Below are 18,114 nucleotides of genomic sequence, written 5' to 3'. Positions count from 1 at the left end.
CCGCACGACTGCCTGCCCCACGACCCCGCCCCGCACGATTCCGCACCGTACGACCCCGTGACGCCGGCGTTCCGCGCCGACCGTGACGAGCCCGAGCACACCCACCAGGACCGGCGAACCACGTGAGCACCTCTTCCTTCACCAGGCGCCTGCCGCACCCCCAGGGCCGGCAGGGGAGCCGTGGCGCCCACCGGCTGGTGCGGACCCCGCCGGTCCGGACGGCTCCCCCTGTGCTGGACGCGGCACAGCGTGCGGTGGTTGACCATGGGAGCGGTCCGCTGCTCGTCCTCGCAGGTCCGGGCACGGGCAAGACGACCACGCTTGTCGAGTCCGTGGCGGCCAGGATCGCAGCCGGCGCGGACCCGGAGCGGATCCTGGTGCTGACGTTCAGCCGCAAGGCCGCCGTGGAACTGCGCGACCGCATGGCGCTGCGCATAGGGGCCGCCCGCGCTCCGCAGGCGACCACGTTCCACTCCTTCTGCTACGCCCTGGTCCGGGCCCACCAGGACAGCGACCTGTTCGTGGAGCCGATGCGGCTGCTCTCCGGTCCCGAACAGGACGTGGCGGTACGGGAACTGCTCGCGGGTCAGCCCGGCCTGGAGCGGCTCGGCCTCGCCCACGTGCGCTGGCCGGACGAGCTGCGTGCCTGCCTGACGACGCGCGGCTTCGCCGACGAGGTCCGCGCGGTCCTCGCCCGCAGCCGGGAACTGGGCCTCGGGCCCGACGCCCTCAAGACCTTCGCGCAGCGCATAGGCCGCCCCGACTGGCTGGCGGCCTCCGCCTTCCTCGCCGAGTACCTCGACGTGCTCGACCTGCAGGGAGTGCTCGACTACGCGGAACTGGTGCACCGCGCGGTGCTGTTGGCCCGGCGCCCGGGCGTGGCCGAACGGCTCGCCGAGCGGTACGACGCGGTCCTCGTCGACGAGTACCAGGACACCGACCCGGCGCAGCTGCGCCTGCTGGACGCGCTCGCGGGCGGCGGGCGCACCCTGATGGCGTTCGGCGACCCCGACCAGTCGATCTACGCGTTCCGGGGCGCCGACGTGAACGGCATCCTGGACTTCCCGGACGCCTTCCCGCGCGTGGACGGCACCCCGGCGCCGGTCGAGGTCCTGCGCACGTCGCGCCGTTCGGGCGGTGACCTGCTGGCCGCGACCAGACTGCTGACCCGGCGCATGCCCCTGACCCGCCTGCCGGCCGAGAAGGTGCGCGCCCACCGGGAGCTGGCCCCCGTACGGGACGGCGGTCACGTGGAGGTCTACACGTACCCGACCGCCGGTACGGAACTGGACAACATCGCCGACATCCTGCGCCGGGCGCATCTGGAGGACGGCATCCCGTGGAACGAGATGGCCGTCCTGGTGCGGGCCGGTGCCCGGACCATCCCGACCGTCCGCCGCACGCTCACCGCGGCCGGCGTCCCCCTCGACATCGACGGCGACGACCTGCCCCTGCGTCATGAACCGGCGGTGGCGCCCCTGTTGACGGCGCTCAAGGCGGKGGCCGCGGCGGAACTCGGAGAAACGGCACCGGAGGGGGCGCCGGCCGACGGGGAGGCCGATGCTGACGAGGCAGAAACAGCCGAGGCCGAAGCCGACGGGGCGGAAGCAGCCGAAGCCGGAGCCGAGGCAGAGACCGAAGCCGATACCGATACCGACACTGAAGTCGACACCGATACCGATACCGCCGCCGACACAGGTACCGTCGCCGCCGCCGAGGAGCTCGCCGCCCCGGCGAAGCCCTGGCTCGACGTCGAGACCGCGCTCACCCTCCTCGCGTCCCCCCTCGCCGCCATGGACGCCGCCGATCTGCGTCGCCTGGGCCGCGCCCTGCGCGAGGAGGAGCGCGCCGGGGGCAATCACGTGCCGCCGCCCTCCGACGAACTGCTGGCACGGGCGCTGGCCGAACCGGAGCGACTGGTCGCCCACGACCCCTCGTACGCGCGCGGGGCGCAGCGTCTGGGCGCCCTCCTGCGCAAGGCACGCGAGCGCCTGGCCGGGGGCGGCACGGCCGAGGAGGCGCTCTGGGAGCTTTGGGACGGCACGCCCTGGCCGCAGCGTCTGGAGCGGGCCGCCCGCCGCGGCGGAGCCGCCGGGCGCAACGCGGACCGCGATCTCGACGCGGTGTGCGCGCTGTTCGCGACGGCCGCCCGTGCCGAGGAGCGCGTCGGTGGCCGCGGCGCCCTCAACTTCCTGGAGGAGATCGACGCCCAGGACATCGCCGCCGACACCCTCACGCGAAGGGCCGTGCGGTCCGACGCCGTACGCCTGATGACCGCGCACCGCTCCAAGGGCCTGGAGTGGCGCCTCGTGGTCGTCGCGGGCGTCCAGGAGGGGCTGTGGCCCGACCTGCGCCGCCGTGGCTCCCTCCTGGAGGCCGACCGCATCGGACGCGACGGCCTCGCGGAGCCGCTCACTCCCGGAGCGCTCCTCGCCGAAGAGCGCCGCCTGTTCTACGTGGCCGCCACGCGTGCGCGTGAACGCCTCGTCGTCACCGCGGTGAAGGCCCCCGCCGACGACGGCGACCAGCCCTCCCGCTTCCTCGCCGAACTCGGCGTCGAGCCCAAGGACATAACGAGCCGTCCCCGCCGCCCGCTCTCCGTTGCGGCACTCGTCGCCGAACTCCGGGCCACGACGGTCGACCCCCGCGTCTCGGACGCCCTCAGGGAGGCCGCGGCCCGCCGCCTCGGCACGCTCGCCGCGCTCGGCGACGAGGACGGCCGCCCCCTGGTGCCGTCCGCGCACCCCTACCGCTGGTGGGGCATGTACGAACCGACCGAGAGCAAGGTGCCGCTGCGCGACCGCGACCATCCCGTCGTGCTCTCCGGCAGCGCCCTGGACCAGCTCGCCAACACCTGCACCCTGCAGTGGTTCCTAGGGCGCGAGGTCAAGGCCGACGCCCCGGCGACCGTCGCCCAGGGCTTCGGCAACGTGGTGCACGTCCTGGCCGACGAGGTCGCCTCCGGCCGCACCCCCGCCGACCTCGCCGTCCTCATGGAGCGCCTGGACTCGGTCTGGAACGCGCTCGCCTTCGACGCGCCGTGGAAGTCGGCGCAGGAGAAGGAGAACGCGCGCGTGGCGCTCGAACGCTTCCTGAAGTGGCACGTCATGGACCGCGCCGCACGCACTCCGGTGGCCAGCGAGCACGACTTCGACGTCACTCTCGAAGCGGGCTCCTACGAAGTGCGCATCCGCGGCTCCATGGACCGCGTCGAGCGGGACGCCGACGGCCGCGCCTACGTGGTCGACTTCAAGACCGGCAAACAGGCGCCGAGCGCCGCCGAGGTGACCCACCACCCGCAGCTCGCCGTCTACCAGCTCGCGGTCCGCGAGGGCGCCGTGGACGAGGTCTTCGACGGCGAACGCCCCGAACCGGGCGGCGCCGAGCTCGTCCAGCTCCGCCAGGGCGCCCCCAAGAAGGACGGCGGCGAGACCCTGCCCAAGGTGCAGGCGCAGGAGCCGCTGGCGGGGGAGTGGGTCGGCGACCTGCTCGCCACGGCCGCGGGCAAGGTCCTCGACGAACGGTTCACGCCGTCGGCGGGCCAGCACTGCGCCCACTGCGCGTTCCGGGCCTCGTGCAGCGCCCGCCCGGAGGGACGCCACGTGGTCGAGTGACGACCGCGGCCCCGGCCCTTGACGCAAAGCGCGCGAGCCGCACAAAGCGCACTACTCGTACTACTCACGCCACTCGGACTACTCGCACGAAGCGCGCGATATGCGCGAACTGCGCGGCGTACACCCGGAGTACGAGAAGTGACATATGGCACCACACGTGCTGACCTGCGCATCCTTCGTCCCCGCCGCCGAATCGGCACCGACTGTCGGCGGGCACGGATAGCCTCTCTGACGTGCAAGCCCGTATCTCCGACCCCGAGCAGCTCAAGGAACTCCTGGGCATCCCGTTCACCCCGGAGCAGACGGCCTGCATCACCGCACCGCCCGCCCCGCAGGTGATCGTGGCCGGAGCCGGTTCCGGCAAGACGACGGTGATGGCCGCGCGCGTGGTGTGGCTGGTCGGCACCGGACAGGTGGCCCCCGAGCAGGTCCTCGGCCTGACCTTCACCAACAAGGCGGCGGGCGAACTCGCCGAGCGCGTACGCAAGGCACTGGTCAGGGCCGGGGTGACGGACCCGGACGTGATCGACCCGGACAACCCGCCGGGCGAGCCGGTGATCTCGACGTACCACGCCTTCGCCGGACGGCTGTTGACCGACCACGGGCTGCGCATCGGGCTCGAACCCACCGCGCGCCTCCTCGCCGACGCGACGCGCTACCAGCTCGCCGCCCGCGTCCTGCGCGAGGCACCGGGCCCCTACCCCGCGCTCACCCGCTCCTTCCCCGACCTGGTCGGCGACCTCCTGACCCTCGACTCGGAACTCGCCGAACACCTCGTGCGCCCCGAGGAACTGCGCGCGTACGACGCCCGTCTGCTGAGCGACCTCGAAGGCGCCGAACTCACCAACGCCGAGCTGCGCAAGGTCCCCGAGGCGGCCGCCGCCCGGCGTGAACTGACCGAGCTGGTGAGCCGCTACCGGGCGGCCAAACGCGAGCGAGACCTCCTCGACTTCGGCGACCAGATCGCCCTCTCGGCGACCCTGGCCCGCACCCGCCCCGAGGTCGGCGGCATCCTGCGCGACGAGTTCCGGGTGGTCCTCCTCGACGAGTACCAGGACACGTCCGTGGCCCAGCGCATCCTGCTGGCGGGGCTGTTCGGCGCCGGCACGGGCCACCCGGTGACCGCCGTCGGGGACCCCTGCCAGGCCATCTACGGCTGGCGCGGCGCCTCCGTGGCCAACCTCGACGACTTCCCCGAGCACTTCGCGCACGCCGACGGCCGTCCCGCGACCCGCCAGTCGCTGAGCGAGAACCGCCGCAGCGGCGGGCGCCTCCTCGACCTCGCCAACGACCTGGCGGAGCCCCTGCGCGCCATGCACGCGGGCGTGGAGGCCCTGCGCCCGGCACCCGGCGCCGAGCGCGACGGCACGGTGCGCTGCGCCCTGCTGCGCACACACGCGGAGGAGATGGACTGGCTGGCCGACTCCGTCGCCCATCTCGTCCGCACCGGGAAGGCGCCCGGGGAGATCGCCGTCCTGTGCCGTACCGCGGGCGACTTCGCCGAGATCCAGAGCGCGCTCGTCGCCCGCGACGTCCCCGTCGAGGTCGTGGGCCTGGCCGGGCTGCTGCACCTGCCCGAGGTCGCCGACCTGGTCGCCGTCTGCGAGGTCCTCCAGGACCCCGGCGCCAACGCCTCACTGGTGCGGCTGCTCACCGGCCCGCGCTGGCGCATCGGCCCCCGCGACCTGGCCCTCCTGGGACGCCGGGCCAGGCGGCTCGTGTCGCACGCGCGCGTGGAGGCCGGCGACGACCCGGACCTGCGGCTCGCCGCCGCCGTCGAGGGGGTCGACCCGGCCGAGGTCATCTCGCTGGCGGACGCGCTCGACACGTTCGTGGAGACACCGTTCGGCGGCGACGGGGACGACGACGGGCTGCCGTTCTCCGCCGACGCCCGCGTGCGGTTCGCGCGCCTCGCCACCGAACTGCGCGACCTGCGCCGCTCGCTCGCCGACCCGCTCATGGACGTCCTGCACCGGGTGCTGGCCACCACCGGCCTGGAGGTCGAGCTCTCCGCGTCCCCGCACGCGCTGGCCGCCCGCCGCCGCGAGACCCTGTCCAACTTCCTGGACATCGCCGCCTCCTTCGCCGCCAACGAGGGCGAGGCGAGCCTCCTCGCCTTCCTCGGCTTCCTGCGCACCGCCGCCCAGTACGAGAAGGGCCTCGACAACGCGCTGCCGGGCGGCGAGAACACCGTCAAGGTGCTCACCGCGCACAAGTCCAAGGGTCTGGAGTGGGACGTCGTCGTGGTCCCGGGGCTCGTCACCGGCACCTTCCCCAGCGGTCAGGGGCGTGAGCGGTGGACCGCCCAGGGCAAGGTCCTCCCGCACGAGCTGCGCGGCGACGCCGACACCCTGCCGGACGTCGACGCCTGGGACTCCCGCGGCATGAAGGCCTTCCACGAGGCCATGAAGGACCACCAGCACACCGAGGAACTGCGTCTGGGCTACGTCACGTTCACCCGCCCCCGCTCCCTGCTGCTCGGCTCCGGCCACTGGTGGGGGCCCTCGCAGAAGAAGCCCCGCGGCCCCTCCGACTTCCTGCACGCCCTGTACGAGCACTGCGCGGCGGGGTACGGCGAGATCGAGGCCTGGGCGGACGAGCCGGAGGAGGGCGAGGAGAACCCCGCGCTGCTGGCGGCGGGCGGCGACCACGCCTGGCCGCTCCCGCTCGACGACGCGGCGACCGCCCGCCGCCGGGAGGCCGCCCGGACGGTGCTGGCCCACCTGGAGTCGGGACACTCCCACGACAGCGCCCACCCCTCGGCCGCCGGGGACCCGGGCCCCTACGACGACCCGGACTGGCCGCCCCCGCCGGAACCGGAGGAGGACGAGCCTCCGTACGACGAGCTCCCTTACGACGAGCAATCCCACGACGATCCTCCCTACGACGAGCCTCCTTACGAAGAGGGCGATCCCGCGGACGGGGCCCCGGACGACTGGGACGCGTGGACGGCGGACCGCCCGCGCGTGCCACGTCCCGCCCCGGCCCCCGACACCCGCTTCCACGCCTGGGTCGAAGCCCGCTTCGAGGAGCTGACGCTCCCCATGCTCGGGCCGGAGGAGCTGCCCGGCAGCGAGGCCGAGATCGCCGACGAACGCGATCTGGAGGCGCTGAAGAACGCCTTCGAGCGCACCCCCTACGCCCACCGCACGCCCTATCGGGTCGAGGCGCCCTTCCAGCTCGCCATCGCCGGGCGTGTCGTACGGGGCCGCATCGACGCGGTCTACAAGGAGGAGCCCGCGCAAGGAGACGGGGACGGGGAAGGCGGCGAGGGCGGCACGGCGACGTACGAGATCGTCGACTGGAAGACCAGCCGCACCCGCACCGGCGACCCGCTCCAGCTCGCCCTCTACCGGCTCGCCTGGGCCGAGCAGCACGGCATCCCGCTGGAATCCGTCCGGGCGGCCTTCCTGTACGTGCGCAGCGGCGAGGTCGTACGCCCCGAGGCGCTGCCGGACCGTGCCGAGCTGGAACGCCTCCTTCTGGAAGAACCACCCGAAGGTGTCCCCGACGAACCGCCGGGCCGCCGCGCGCGCGTGGACGGATAGGCTCGTGACCATGAGCAAGACTCCGGACAGCGCCGTCCGCGCGTACATCGAGCAGCACCGCGCAGCCTTCCTCGACGACCTCGCCGAATGGCTGCGCATCCCGTCCGTCTCGGCGCAGCCCGAACACGCCGCGGACGTACGGCGCAGCGCCGACTGGCTCGCCGCCAAACTGCAGGAGACGGGCTTCCCGACCTGCGAGGTCTGGCCGACCCCCGGCGCGCCCGCGGTCTTCGCCGAATGGCCCAGCGACGACCCCGGGGCCCCGACGGTCCTGGTCTACGGCCACCACGACGTGCAGCCCGCCGCCCGCGAGGACGGCTGGGACACCGACCCCTTCGAGCCCGTCGTCCGCGAGGGCCGCCTTTACGCGCGCGGGGCCGCCGACGACAAGGGGCAGGTGTTCTTCCACACACTCGGCGTCCGCGCCCACCTCGCCGCCACGGGCCGCACCGCGCCCGCCGTCCACCTGAAGCTGCTCGTCGAGGGCGAGGAGGAGTCCGGCTCCCCGCACTTCCGCGACCTCGTCGAGGCGCACCGGGACCGGCTGGCCGCCGACGCGGTGATCGTCTCCGACACCGGCATGTGGTCCGAGGACACCCCCACGGTCTGCACCGGCATGCGCGGCCTCGCCGAGTGCGAGATCCGGCTGTACGGGCCCGACCAGGACATCCACTCCGGTTCCTTCGGCGGCGCCGTGCCCAATCCGGCCACCGAGGCCGCCCGCCTCGTCGCCGCCCTGCACGACGAGCACGCGCGCGTGGCGGTCCCCGGCTTCTACGAAGGCGTCACCGAGCTCACCGACCGGGAGCGGAAGCTCTTCGCCGAGCTGCCCTTCGACGAGGAGCAGTGGCTGCGCACCGCCCGGTCCACGGCCACCCGCGGAGAGAGCGGTCACACCACCCTGGAGCGCATCTGGGCCCGCCCGACCGCCGAGGTCAACGGCATCGGCGGCGGCTACCAGGGCCCCGGCAGCAAGACGATCGTCCCGTCCTCGGCCGTGGTGAAGCTCTCCTTCCGGCTCGTCGCCGGACAGGACCCCGACCACGTGGAGAAGGCCGTGCGCGCCTGGGCCGCCGAACGGCTGCCCGCCGGGATCCGCTACGAGATCACCTTCGGCGCGGCCACCCGCCCGTGCCTGACCCCGCTCGACCACCCGGCCCTGCAGTCCGTCGTCCGCGCCATGGGCCGCGCCTTCGAGAAGGAGATCCGCTTCACCCGCGAGGGGGGATCAGGGCCCGCCGCGGACCTCCAGGACGTCCTGGCCGCCCCCGTGCTGTTCCTCGGCATCTCGGTGCCGTCCGACGGCTGGCACGCCCCGAACGAGAAGGTCGAGCTCGACCTCCTCCTCAAGGGCGTCGAGACCACCGCCTACCTGTGGGGTGACCTGGCCCTGAACCGGCGGGATGCACACTGAAGAGGCCCCGCCGCACTGCCCTGCCGTACAACCGGCTGAACAGCCCACCGAAACAACCGTTTCACCGGGGGAGTTGGAAGCACCCGTGACCACCTGGACCGACCACACCGCCGACCGTCCCATCTCGCTCACCGCCCCGAGCGGCATCGACCGGGCCGCCCACCACCGGCTCGACGAGGCCTGGCTCGCCGCGGCGTGGAGCCACCCCACGACCCGCGCCTTCGTGGTCTCCGGCGGCCAGGTCCTCATCGACGAGACGCCCGACGGCACCACCGAGCTCGTCATGACCCCGTCCTTCGAAGCGCCCCTCACCGAGGCGCACCGCTACTTCCTGGGCACCGACGACGACGGCGTCAGCTACTTCGCCCTCCAGAAGGACAGCCTCCCCGGCCGCATGGACCAGTCCGCGCGGCCGGCCGGCCTGCGCGAGGCCGGGCTGCTCCTGTCGCCGCGCGACGCGGGCCTCATGGTGCACGCGGTCGCCCTGGAGAACTGGCAGCGGCTGCACCGCTTCTGCTCCCGCTGCGGCGAGCGCACGGTGATCGCCGCGGCCGGCCACATCCGGCGCTGCCCGGCCTGCGGCGCCGAGCACTACCCGCGCACGGACCCCGCCGTGATCATGGCCGTGACGGACAACGAGGACCGTCTCCTGCTCGGCCGCCAGGTGCACTGGCCCGAGGGCCGGTTCTCCACGCTCGCCGGTTTCGTCGAGCCGGGCGAGTCCATCGAGCAGTCGGTGCGCCGCGAGGTCTTCGAGGAGGCGGGGATCACCGTCGGCGCGGTCGAGTACGTCGCCAGCCAGCCCTGGCCTTTCCCCTCCAGCCTCATGCTGGGCTTCATGGCGCGCGCCACCTCGGCGGAGATCAACGTCGACGGCGAGGAGATCGAGGAGGCCCGCTGGTTCTCCCGGGACGACCTGCGGGCCGCCTTCGAGTCCGGGGAGGTCCTGCCTCCGTACGGCATCTCGATTGCGGCCCGTCTGATCGAGCTCTGGTACGGCAAGCCCCTGCCGACACGCAAGGTGGCCGCCTGAGGCGGCCACCGGGCGTCCGGGGCACCTGCCTGTCGGACAGGCCCTAGGCGCCGATCTTCTGCTTGACCTGCGCGAGCGAAGGGTTCGTCAGCGTCGAACCGTCCGGGAAGAGGACGGTGGGGACCGTCTGGTTCCCGCCGTTCGCCTTCTCCACGAACGCCGCGGACTGCGGGTCCAGTTCGATGTTGACCTCCTCGTACGTGATGCCCTCGCGGTCCATCTGGCTCTTCAGCCGACGGCAGTAGCCACACCACGTGGTGCTGTACATCGTCACGGTGCCCGGCATGTCTCTCGTGCTCCTTCGCTGAGGGAGGTACGTGTTCGCTGTGGAGGGAACGTACGCCACCTGGCTGCCATTCCCGTACGTACCGGGCTGCCGTCTCCCTGTGCACCAGGGTGCACCGGGCGCACCGGGCGCACCGGGCGCACCGGGCGCACCGGGAACACCGGGACACCGGACGGCGCAGCCGGCACGCCACCGGGACCGGTACCCGGTGAACGCCGCGCCAGCCCCCCTCGGCGACCACCGCGGCAGCCGCCGGCGACTGCCGCATTAGTACGACTGGAGGCGTGCCCCTGTGGACAACCGGCGCACCCGTCTCCGCCGACCTGGCAGCATGGCGGGGTGACAGCAGCAACGCACTCCACCCTCTTCCCGCAGGACCCGCACGGCTCCCCGTACTCGGCCGTACCGAGCGGGGCCGACGCGGTCCTGGAAGGGCTCGACCCCGAGCAGCGCGAGGTCGCCACCGCCCTGCACGGGCCGGTGTGCGTGCTCGCGGGGGCCGGCACCGGCAAGACCCGCGCCATCACCCACCGCATCGCCTACGGGGTGCGGGCCGGCATCCTGCAGCCCTCCAGCGTGCTCGCCGTCACCTTCACCAACCGCGCCGCGGGCGAGATGCGCGGCCGTCTGCGCCAGCTCGGCGCTTCCGGGGTCCAGGCCCGCACCTTCCACTCCGCCGCGCTGCGCCAGCTCCAGTACTTCTGGCCGAAAGCCGTCGGTGGCAGCCTGCCCCGGATCGTCGACCGCAAGATCCAGCTCGTCGCCGACGCCGCGGCCGCCTGCCGCATCCGCCTCGACCGCGGCGAGCTGCGGGACGTCACGGGCGAGATCGAATGGTCCAAGGTCACCCAGACCGTCCCCGCCGACTACGCAGCGGCGGCGGTCAAGGCCGGACGGGAGGCGCCCCGTGACCGCGCCGAGATCGCCCAGCTCTACTCCGCCTACGAGGACCTCAAGCGCGACCGCGGCGTCATCGACTTCGAGGACGTCCTGCTGCTGACCGTCGCCATCCTCCAGGACCAGCACGACGTCGCCGAGGCGGTCCGCGCCCAGTACCAGCACTTCGTGGTCGACGAGTACCAGGACGTCAGCCCCCTGCAGCAGCGCCTGCTGGAGCTGTGGCTCGGCGAGCGCGACAGCCTCTGCGTCGTCGGCGACGCCAGCCAGACCATCTACTCCTTCACCGGCGCGACCCCCGACCACCTCCTCGACTTCCGCACCCGCCACCCCGGCGCCACGGTCGTCAAGCTGGTCCGCGACTACCGCTCCACCCCCCAGGTGGTGCACCTCGCCAACGGTCTGCTCGCCCAGGCCCGCGGCCGCGCGGCCGACCACCGGCTGGAACTGATCTCCCAGCGCACCGCGGGCCCCGAGCCGGTCTACACCGAGTACACCGACGAGCCCGCCGAGGCCGAGGGTGCCGCCCGCCGCATCCGCGACCTCATCGCCTCCGGCACCCCCGCGAGCGAGATCGCGATCCTTTTCCGCACGAACGCGCAGTCGGAGATCTACGAACAGGCCCTCGCCGACGCCGGAGTGCCCTACCAGCTGCGCGGGGCCGAGCGCTTCTTCGAACGGCCCGAGGTCAAGCGGGCCATCCACGCCCTGCGCGGGGCGGCCCGCTTCGGGGGCAACGACGCGCTCCTGGACGACGCCCCCGACCTGCCCTCGCAGGTACGGGCCGTCCTCTCCGGGGACGGCTGGACCCACCAGCCGCCGGCGGGCTCCGGAGCGGTCAGGGAGCGCTGGGAGTCCCTGGCCGCCCTCGCCAACCTGGCCCAGGATTTCGCCGCCGCCAAGGCCGACGCCACCCTCGGCGACCTCGTCGCCGAACTGCAGGAGCGCGCCGGGGCCCAGCACGCCCCGACCGTCCAGGGCGTGACCCTCGCCTCCCTGCACTCCGCCAAGGGCCTGGAGTGGGACGTCGTCTTCCTGGTCGGCGTCGCCGAGGGCATGATGCCGATCTCCTACGCGAAGACCGACGACCAGATCGAGGAGGAGCGCCGTCTCCTCTACGTCGGCGTCACCCGGGCCAGGGAGCACCTCGCCCTCTCCTGGTCGCAGTCCCGCTCACCCGGCGGCCGGCCCAACCGGCGGCCCAGCCGCTTCCTCGACGGACTGCGGCCCGGTTCCGTCGCCACCGCGGGCCGCCGGGGCGCCGTCGGTCCCGGCGGCGCGGGCGGCATCGAGCGCGGGGCGCAGGCCGGCGCCCCCGGCGAGGTCCGCCGGACCAGCCGCACCCCGGCCCGCTGCCGGGTCTGCGGCCGCACCCTCAGCGACGCCGGTGAGATGAAGCTGATGCGCTGCGAGGACTGCCCCTCCGACATGGACGAAGGGCTCTACGAGCGGCTGCGGGACTGGCGGGCGGTCCAGGCCGAGCGCAGCGGACAGCCCGATTTCTGCGTCTTCACGGACAAGACACTGATGGCCATAGCGGAAGCGGTGCCTTCCACTCCGGTTGAGCTGGCCCGCATCCCCGGCGTCCGTACCCGCAAGCTCAACCGCTACGGAGCCGACGTACTTGCCATCTGTGCAGGTCAGGAGCTTGAGACCGGCCAGGACGAGGAATGATTCAAACTCGTCGAGAAAATAGTTTGCGCATGCCCCGGCAATCCCCATAGGTTCTAAAGCACCGAAACGGCGGCCTTCTCGAAGGCCCCGGTTCCATGCTGTACTTGACGACAACCGAAGGACCGGCTCGCCCGGTCCCCCGAGACGCCGAGAGGAGGCGATTCCAGTGATCAGCATCACCACCAGCTCCGCCAGCACCGCCAAAATGACCGATCGCTCGGTCGCCTCCGCCTGCCTGCCCGGCTTCTCGAACCTGGGCACCGGTCTGTCCGGCATCGCTGCCATCCGGCCGGCGTCCTCCCTGTCTCTCGCGGCACTCCCTGTTCGCGAGCGCAATGAGCGACCGATGAAGGCACTGGAAGCAGTAGAGGCACAGGCGCAGGCCTATGCCTTTGCCGCCACCGGTGCCGGAGCGCACCAGCAGACGCACCACACGATGTGGGCCTTCCGTGGGCCTGACCCCTGGAGTGATCCAGCCTGATCGACGATCAGGCCGGCGCCTTCAGGGCCGCGGAACCCCACCCGGGATCCGCGGCCCTTCTGTTTTTCCCCGAACGGGGACGGCGGAGTGAAGGGGCCTCGGGACAACAGAAAACCCGGTACCAGCCGCCAACCGGCCAACCGGCCGGCACGACCAGACGAGGAAGACCAGCCGTGCAACTCGAAGCGCACGCCCCGTCCGTACCGCCTTCCGAAACGATCACCCCGCCCGGTTCCACGGAGGACCCCACCTTGATCCCGCTCACTGCGCTGACCGCGCTCGACGACGCCATCGAGAACCTCGGCGTACCCGTCCCCTGCCGTTCCTACGACCCGGAAGTCTTCTTCGCCGAGTCCCCGGCCGATGTCGAGTACGCCAAGTCCCTCTGCCGCACCTGCCCGCTGATGGAGGCCTGCCTCGCCGGCGCCAAGGAGCGGCGTGAGCCCTGGGGTGTCTGGGGCGGTGAGCTCTTCGTCCAGGGTGTCGTCGTCGCCCGGAAGCGGCCGCGTGGCCGCCCGCGCAAGAACCCGGTCACGGCATGAACACCACAGGAACGATCGACCACCCCCTGACGCACGACCCCAGGAAACAGGCCCCGATGAAGCCGTCCACCGGCGAGCCCACCGGCTCCGCGACCCCAGACTTCACCTCCACCGGCGCGAACGACTCGCGTCAGAACAGGACCCGAGAGATGCAACTCATCCCAGAAGCCCTCGCGCGTGCGCATATGCACGCGCGGATCCACGAGGCCGAGCAGGAACGCCGGGCCATGCGCCTGGTGACGGCCCGCCGTATGCAGCGCCGGGCCGAGCGCGCGTCGCTGCGCGCCCGCCGCGCCCTGGCCATGGCCGTCATGCAGTAGAACTCGTGCCGTCGCCGGGAGGCACACAGGTGCCGTCGGCACACACGCGTCATCGCTGATCGCGGGGGTCGGTCCACTCGGACCGGCCCCCGCGGTGCGTGCCTCACGCCCCGGCCGCGGAGCCTTCCTCGTCCACCAGGTCCTCGGCGCCCGGGCCCTCGGTGCCGGGTCCCTCCGCGTCCGGGTCCTCCGCGTCCGGCAGGAAGCCGGGAAGCCAGTCCTCCAGCTCCTGCCGCAGCCGTACCGTCGCTCCCAGCTGGCAGAGCACGCCGATCGTGCTCAGGGTCACCCGGTGGATCAGCAGGTACGCCGGAGGCAGGTTGAGCTGCTTGCCCAGCTGGTGCGCGGGGGAGCGGATGTCGGCGATCCGGGCCGCCTGGTTGCGCATCCAGCTCCGGCTGAAGGTGAACTCGTCCACCTGGGCCGGTTCGATGATGGGGAGCAGGTAGTCCAGGACGGCGTCCGGGTCCAGGTCTATCGACTCCCTGATGAAGCCTTCCTCGCGCAGCAGCTCGTGCACCGCCTCGGCCTCGCCGTCGAGGGTCATGCGCAGCGAGGCACCGATCGTCGGCGGCAGGCCGTCCGGCAGGCGGTCCACCGTGCCGAAGTCCAGGACGCCCAGCCGCCAGCCGCTCCTGTCCCCGGCGTCCTCGGAATCCTCAGAGCCCTTGGCATCGGCGTCCCCGGAGTCGTCCGGCAGGAGGCGGAAGTTCCCCGGATGCGGGTCGGCGTGCAGCAGCCCCGTGCGGGACGGGCCGGAGAAGAGGAAGCGGGCGAGGAGCTGGCCCGCCCGGTCGCGCTCCTCCGGGGTGCCGTCGGTGATGACCTCGGACAGCGGTGTCCCGTCGATCCACTCCGTCACCAGGACCTGCTCGCTCTGGTGGACCACCGCCGGCACGAACACGTCCGGGTCGTCCGCGAACTCCTCCGCATGCGCCTGCTGGGCCTGGGCCTCCAGCCCGTAGTCCAGCTCCTCGGACACCCGGTCGCGCAGTTCCGCGATGAGCGGCTTGATGTCCATGCCCGGGATGAGCGGTCCCAGCAGCCGGGAGAAACGGCTCAGCTGGTTCAGGTCGGACAGCAGGGCCTCACCCGCGCCGGGGTACTGGACCTTGACCGCGACCTCCCGGCCGTCGTGCCAGACCGCCCGGTGCACCTGCCCGATGGAGGCCGCCGCGGCCGGTTTGTCCTGGAACTCCAGGAACAGGTCCTGCCAGTCCTCGCCGAGCCGCTCCGCCAGCACGGCGTGCACCGTGCGGGTCGGCATCGGCGGGGCCGCCTCCTGGAGCTTCGTGAGCGCCGCGCGGTACGGGCCGGCGACCTCCTCGGGCAGCGCCGACTCGAAGACTGACATGGCCTGCCCGAACTTCATCGCGCCGCCCTTGAGCTCGCCGAGCACCTTGAACAGCTGGTCGGCGGTGCGTTGCTGCAGCTCACGGCCCACGATCTCGGCGGACTTCCCGCCGATCCGTTTGCCCAGTCCCCAGGTCGCGCGCCCGGCGAAGCCGAGCGGTAGCGCGGCGAGCTTGGCGGTCCGGGTGACCGCCTTCCGGGGAAGATCAGACATGCGCCCTCCAAGTACCGGACAGCCGTGCCGCATGCGGCTGTTGCCCGACCATTGTCTCGTGCGGCCCTTCGGTGTCGGAGGTCTGCTCCCCCTCAACCTTCTCCCCGGCCCCGCAGGGGCATGCGGGATGCTGCCACACCGGGTGGGCGTGCCAGTCGAGACCAGGTGAGGAAATCTCCCAGCGAGCCCCTGTACTCGACGGTAACCCGCCGTCGAAGAAGGTCGTCGCGTGCCCCGCGGCCAGCCCGGCGACCGTGACCGCCAGTGCCAGGTCGCACGCCGGCACCCGGCGCGGACCTCCGGAGCGCCACTGCGCGAGCAGGCGGGGCCAGGTCGGGTCCCGGTCGGCGCGTCCGAGGTCCAGGCAGCCCGCGCAGGCCGTGTCCCCGGGCAGGACCAGGGGGCCGACGACCCCCGTGCCCTCCACGACCCCGGCGAACAGGTGCGGCGTACCGGAGTCGATCAACGGTTGCGAGGCGACCGGGTCGGGGGCGTGGACGGCGAGGCCGTCCCGGGGCGCGAGGATCACCAGGGACAGACCCGGGTCGTCCTGTCCGGGAACGGATCCGGACCCGCCGGCGCCGCGGCGGGGCGGCCGGCCGAGCGCCGCTGAGCGCACCGCGCGCCGCGCCGCCTCCTGTCTGCGCTCGCCGACGGACTCCGCGGGCAGCCCGCCCGGCGCCACGTCCCACGGCTCGACGCAGCCGCCGTCCTGGACGTCGACCCGGCCCACGCCCGCGCCCGCCAGCACCGAGGCCAGGACGGCTCCGACCCGGCCCGCGCCCCGTACCTGCACGCGCAGCGACCGCCGGGCCGCGAGCCGGCGCATCGCCTCGCCGGGCCCGGGGGCGACGAGGGAGAGCGCGGCGGCGTCCGGCCGCAGCCGGTCCAGCTCCGCCGGTCTCGCGCGCAGGGCGTCGGCGGCCGGGCCGCCCCCCGTCGCGTCGTCCAACAGCCCGGACCGGGACAGCCGCTCCACCAGTGCGTCGACGCGGCCCTCGGCCAGTCCCCTGCGGCGGCCCTCGTCGCGCAGCAGCGGCAGCCCGCGGGTCCCGTCCAGCAGGGCCAGGAAATCACCCGTCGCCGTGTCCATCGGGCCCAGCACCATCGCGTGCGCCGGCGCCATGCCGAACTGCACGGTGCGCAGATCCCGCCAGCCGCGCCGCAGCGCGGGTTTCACCATCGGATGCATGAAGCGCCCCCCGTACGTCCCCGTGGTACCGGCGCGGTTCGTCCCGCTGCGCCGGTCGAATGCCAGGATGCCCGCATTGCCCGGCGCGTGCCGAAAGTTGTCCACAGGCGGTGGATGTTCATCGTAGGAATCGAGCCCCTGGGGCGCGGTTCGGCATCGATGCGTACCGGAGACGGGACTTCCCCCCTGCACAACCGGTAACGTCGGGGCGTGCCCGCCGACCCACTGCACAGCGCCGGAAGCCCACCGCGCAGCACGACGAGCCAGCCGCCGGGCGGCTCGGGGGCGAGCCCGATCGAGGTCCGCAGGAGCACTCGACGGCGCAGGACGGTCTCCGCGTACCGGGAGGGCGACCGCACCGTCGTGCTCATCCCCGCCAGGATGTCCGAGGCGGAGGAGCAGCGCTGGGTCACGGTCATGCTCGACAAGCTCGCCGCCCAGGAGAGCAAGCGGGTGCTCGGCGACACGGAACTGTCCGAGCGGGCCGCCCGCCTCTCCGAGCTGTACTTCGACGGCCGGGCCCGGCCCGCCTCGGTGCGCTGGGTCACCAACCAGAACACCCGGTGGGGCTCGTGCACCCCGGCCGAAGGCAGCATCCGCCTCTCGCACCGCCTGCAGGGCATGCCCGAGTACGTCGTGGACTACGTCCTCGCCCATGAGCTCGCGCATCTGCTCGTGCCCGGCCACGGGGCCGACTTCTGGCGGCTCCTGGAGGCCTACCCGCGCACCGAGCGGGCCCGCGGCTACCTCGAAGGGGTGGTCGCCGCCGACCGGCTGCCCCACCTGCCCACCACCCGCGGCGAGTGAGGCCGGCCGGCGCCGGCACCCCGCCCGGACGTGCGACGGCCTGCCCGGACGTGCGGCGGCACGGATTCTGTACCGGGTGTGTACCGGCCTCGTCCACGGCCGGAATTTGCCGTTAGCCTGACGCGACGCACTTGTTTTCGGGATGGGGGACGGTCGTTACGCATGGCCAGGGAATTCCAACGCGGCCACAAGGCCAGGATCAGTGACCTCACCGCGGGCACCGATCTGTACGTAGGCGTGCAGATCACCGGTCCGGGGCTGACCTTCGACATCAGCTGCTTCGGTCTGGACGCCGACGAACAGCTCTCCGACGACCGGTACTTCGTCTTCTTCAACCAGCCGAAGACCCCCGAGGAATCGGTCCAGCTCCTCGGTGCGCAGGCGGGCGACACGGAGTCCTTCCGCGTCACCCTCGACAAGATCCCGCCACAGATCCAGAAGCTGTCGTTCACGGCGACCGTCGACGGCGCGGGACAGATGTCCCAGATCGCTTCCGGATACATCCGTATCGTGGCGGGCGGCGAGGAGGTGGCCCGGTACTCCTTCACCGGCGCCGAGTTCTCCACCGAGCGCGCCGTGATGCTGGGCGACTTCTACCTCAAGGACGTCTGGCGGTTCGCCGCGGTCGGACAGGGTTTCGACGGCGGACTCGACGCGCTCCTGAAGAACTTCGGCGGCGAGGTCGCCGAGGAGGAGCCCGCCGCTCCCGCGCCGCAGACCGGCGCCCCGTCGTTCGCGC

At 72.9% G+C, this 18,114-nt stretch carries 13 protein-coding genes; 10 read left to right on the top strand and 3 right to left on the bottom strand.

What is annotated here, in order from left to right:
• Positions 1–122 precede the first annotated feature (122 nt).
• The 4 genes from FGF04_RS14085 to nudC all read left to right on the top strand — a co-directional run bounded on the left by FGF04_RS14085 (position 123) and on the right by nudC (position 9,609).
• Entirely contained in the window at positions 123–3,614 is a 3,492-nt protein-coding gene (locus tag FGF04_RS14085; RefSeq protein ID WP_149511642.1) for an ATP-dependent helicase, read from the top strand.
• Positions 3,615–3,847: 233 nt separating this feature from the next.
• A complete protein-coding gene (locus FGF04_RS14080; protein ID WP_149511641.1) occupies positions 3,848–7,162 on the top strand; it encodes an ATP-dependent DNA helicase in 3,315 nt (1,104 codons plus the stop codon).
• Positions 7,163–7,172: 10 nt separating this feature from the next.
• Positions 7,173–8,576: a dipeptidase gene (locus FGF04_RS14075; RefSeq protein ID WP_149511640.1), complete on the top strand. Its 1,404-nt coding sequence runs from the start codon at positions 7,173–7,175 to the stop codon at positions 8,574–8,576.
• Between the two features lie 85 nt (positions 8,577–8,661).
• Entirely contained in the window at positions 8,662–9,609 is a 948-nt protein-coding gene (gene nudC, locus FGF04_RS14070) for an NAD(+) diphosphatase (protein ID WP_188114084.1), read from the top strand.
• 43 nt (positions 9,610–9,652) lie between these two features.
• Here the strand turns inward: nudC and FGF04_RS14065 are convergent, their stop codons facing one another.
• Positions 9,653–9,895 (bottom strand): mycoredoxin, encoded by a 243-nt coding sequence (locus FGF04_RS14065; protein WP_149511639.1) that lies wholly within the window; start codon positions 9,893–9,895, stop codon positions 9,653–9,655.
• Positions 9,896–10,234: 339 nt separating this feature from the next.
• Here FGF04_RS14065 and FGF04_RS14055 point away from each other — a divergent pair, with 339 nt between their 5' ends.
• The 4 genes from FGF04_RS14055 (at position 10,235) to FGF04_RS14040 (ending at position 13,809) form a co-directional block, all read left to right on the top strand.
• Positions 10,235–12,466, top strand: a complete 2,232-nt coding sequence (locus tag FGF04_RS14055) for an ATP-dependent DNA helicase UvrD2 (RefSeq protein ID WP_328596293.1) — start codon at positions 10,235–10,237, stop codon at positions 12,464–12,466.
• 166 nt (positions 12,467–12,632) lie between these two features.
• Positions 12,633–12,947, top strand: a complete 315-nt coding sequence (locus FGF04_RS14050; protein WP_149511638.1) for a hypothetical protein — start codon at positions 12,633–12,635, stop codon at positions 12,945–12,947.
• A gap of 173 nt (positions 12,948–13,120) precedes the next feature.
• Positions 13,121–13,489 carry a WhiB family transcriptional regulator gene (locus FGF04_RS14045; protein WP_149511637.1) on the top strand — a complete coding sequence of 123 codons (369 nt, stop codon included), beginning with the start codon at positions 13,121–13,123 and terminating at the stop codon, positions 13,487–13,489.
• Positions 13,486–13,809 carry a hypothetical protein gene (locus FGF04_RS14040; protein ID WP_149511636.1) on the top strand — a complete coding sequence of 108 codons (324 nt, stop codon included), beginning with the start codon at positions 13,486–13,488 and terminating at the stop codon, positions 13,807–13,809. Before FGF04_RS14045 ends, FGF04_RS14040 begins: the two co-directional genes overlap by 4 nt.
• A gap of 103 nt (positions 13,810–13,912) precedes the next feature.
• Here the strand turns inward: FGF04_RS14040 and FGF04_RS14035 are convergent, their stop codons facing one another.
• Positions 13,913–15,376: an ABC1 kinase family protein gene (locus FGF04_RS14035; RefSeq protein ID WP_149511635.1), complete on the bottom strand. Its 1,464-nt coding sequence runs from the start codon at positions 15,374–15,376 to the stop codon at positions 13,913–13,915.
• Positions 15,369–16,568 (bottom strand): TOMM precursor leader peptide-binding protein, encoded by a 1,200-nt coding sequence (locus FGF04_RS14030; RefSeq protein WP_149511634.1) that lies wholly within the window; start codon positions 16,566–16,568, stop codon positions 15,369–15,371. Before FGF04_RS14030 ends, FGF04_RS14035 begins: the two co-directional genes overlap by 8 nt.
• A 210-nt stretch (positions 16,569–16,778) precedes the next feature.
• Here FGF04_RS14030 and FGF04_RS14025 point away from each other — a divergent pair, with 210 nt between their 5' ends.
• Positions 16,779–17,375, top strand: coding sequence for a M48 metallopeptidase family protein (locus FGF04_RS14025; RefSeq protein ID WP_149511633.1), 597 nt, complete (start codon positions 16,779–16,781; stop codon positions 17,373–17,375).
• Between the two features lie 162 nt (positions 17,376–17,537).
• Positions 17,538–18,114 (top strand): TerD family protein (locus FGF04_RS40045; protein WP_188114083.1); only part of this gene is annotated, 577 nt, incomplete at its 3' end.

It is taken from the genome of Streptomyces apricus, from assembly GCF_008369065.1.
Taxonomy (GTDB): domain Bacteria; phylum Actinomycetota; class Actinomycetes; order Streptomycetales; family Streptomycetaceae; genus Streptomyces; species Streptomyces apricus.
This window is presented reverse-complemented; position numbering and strand designations above follow the sequence as displayed.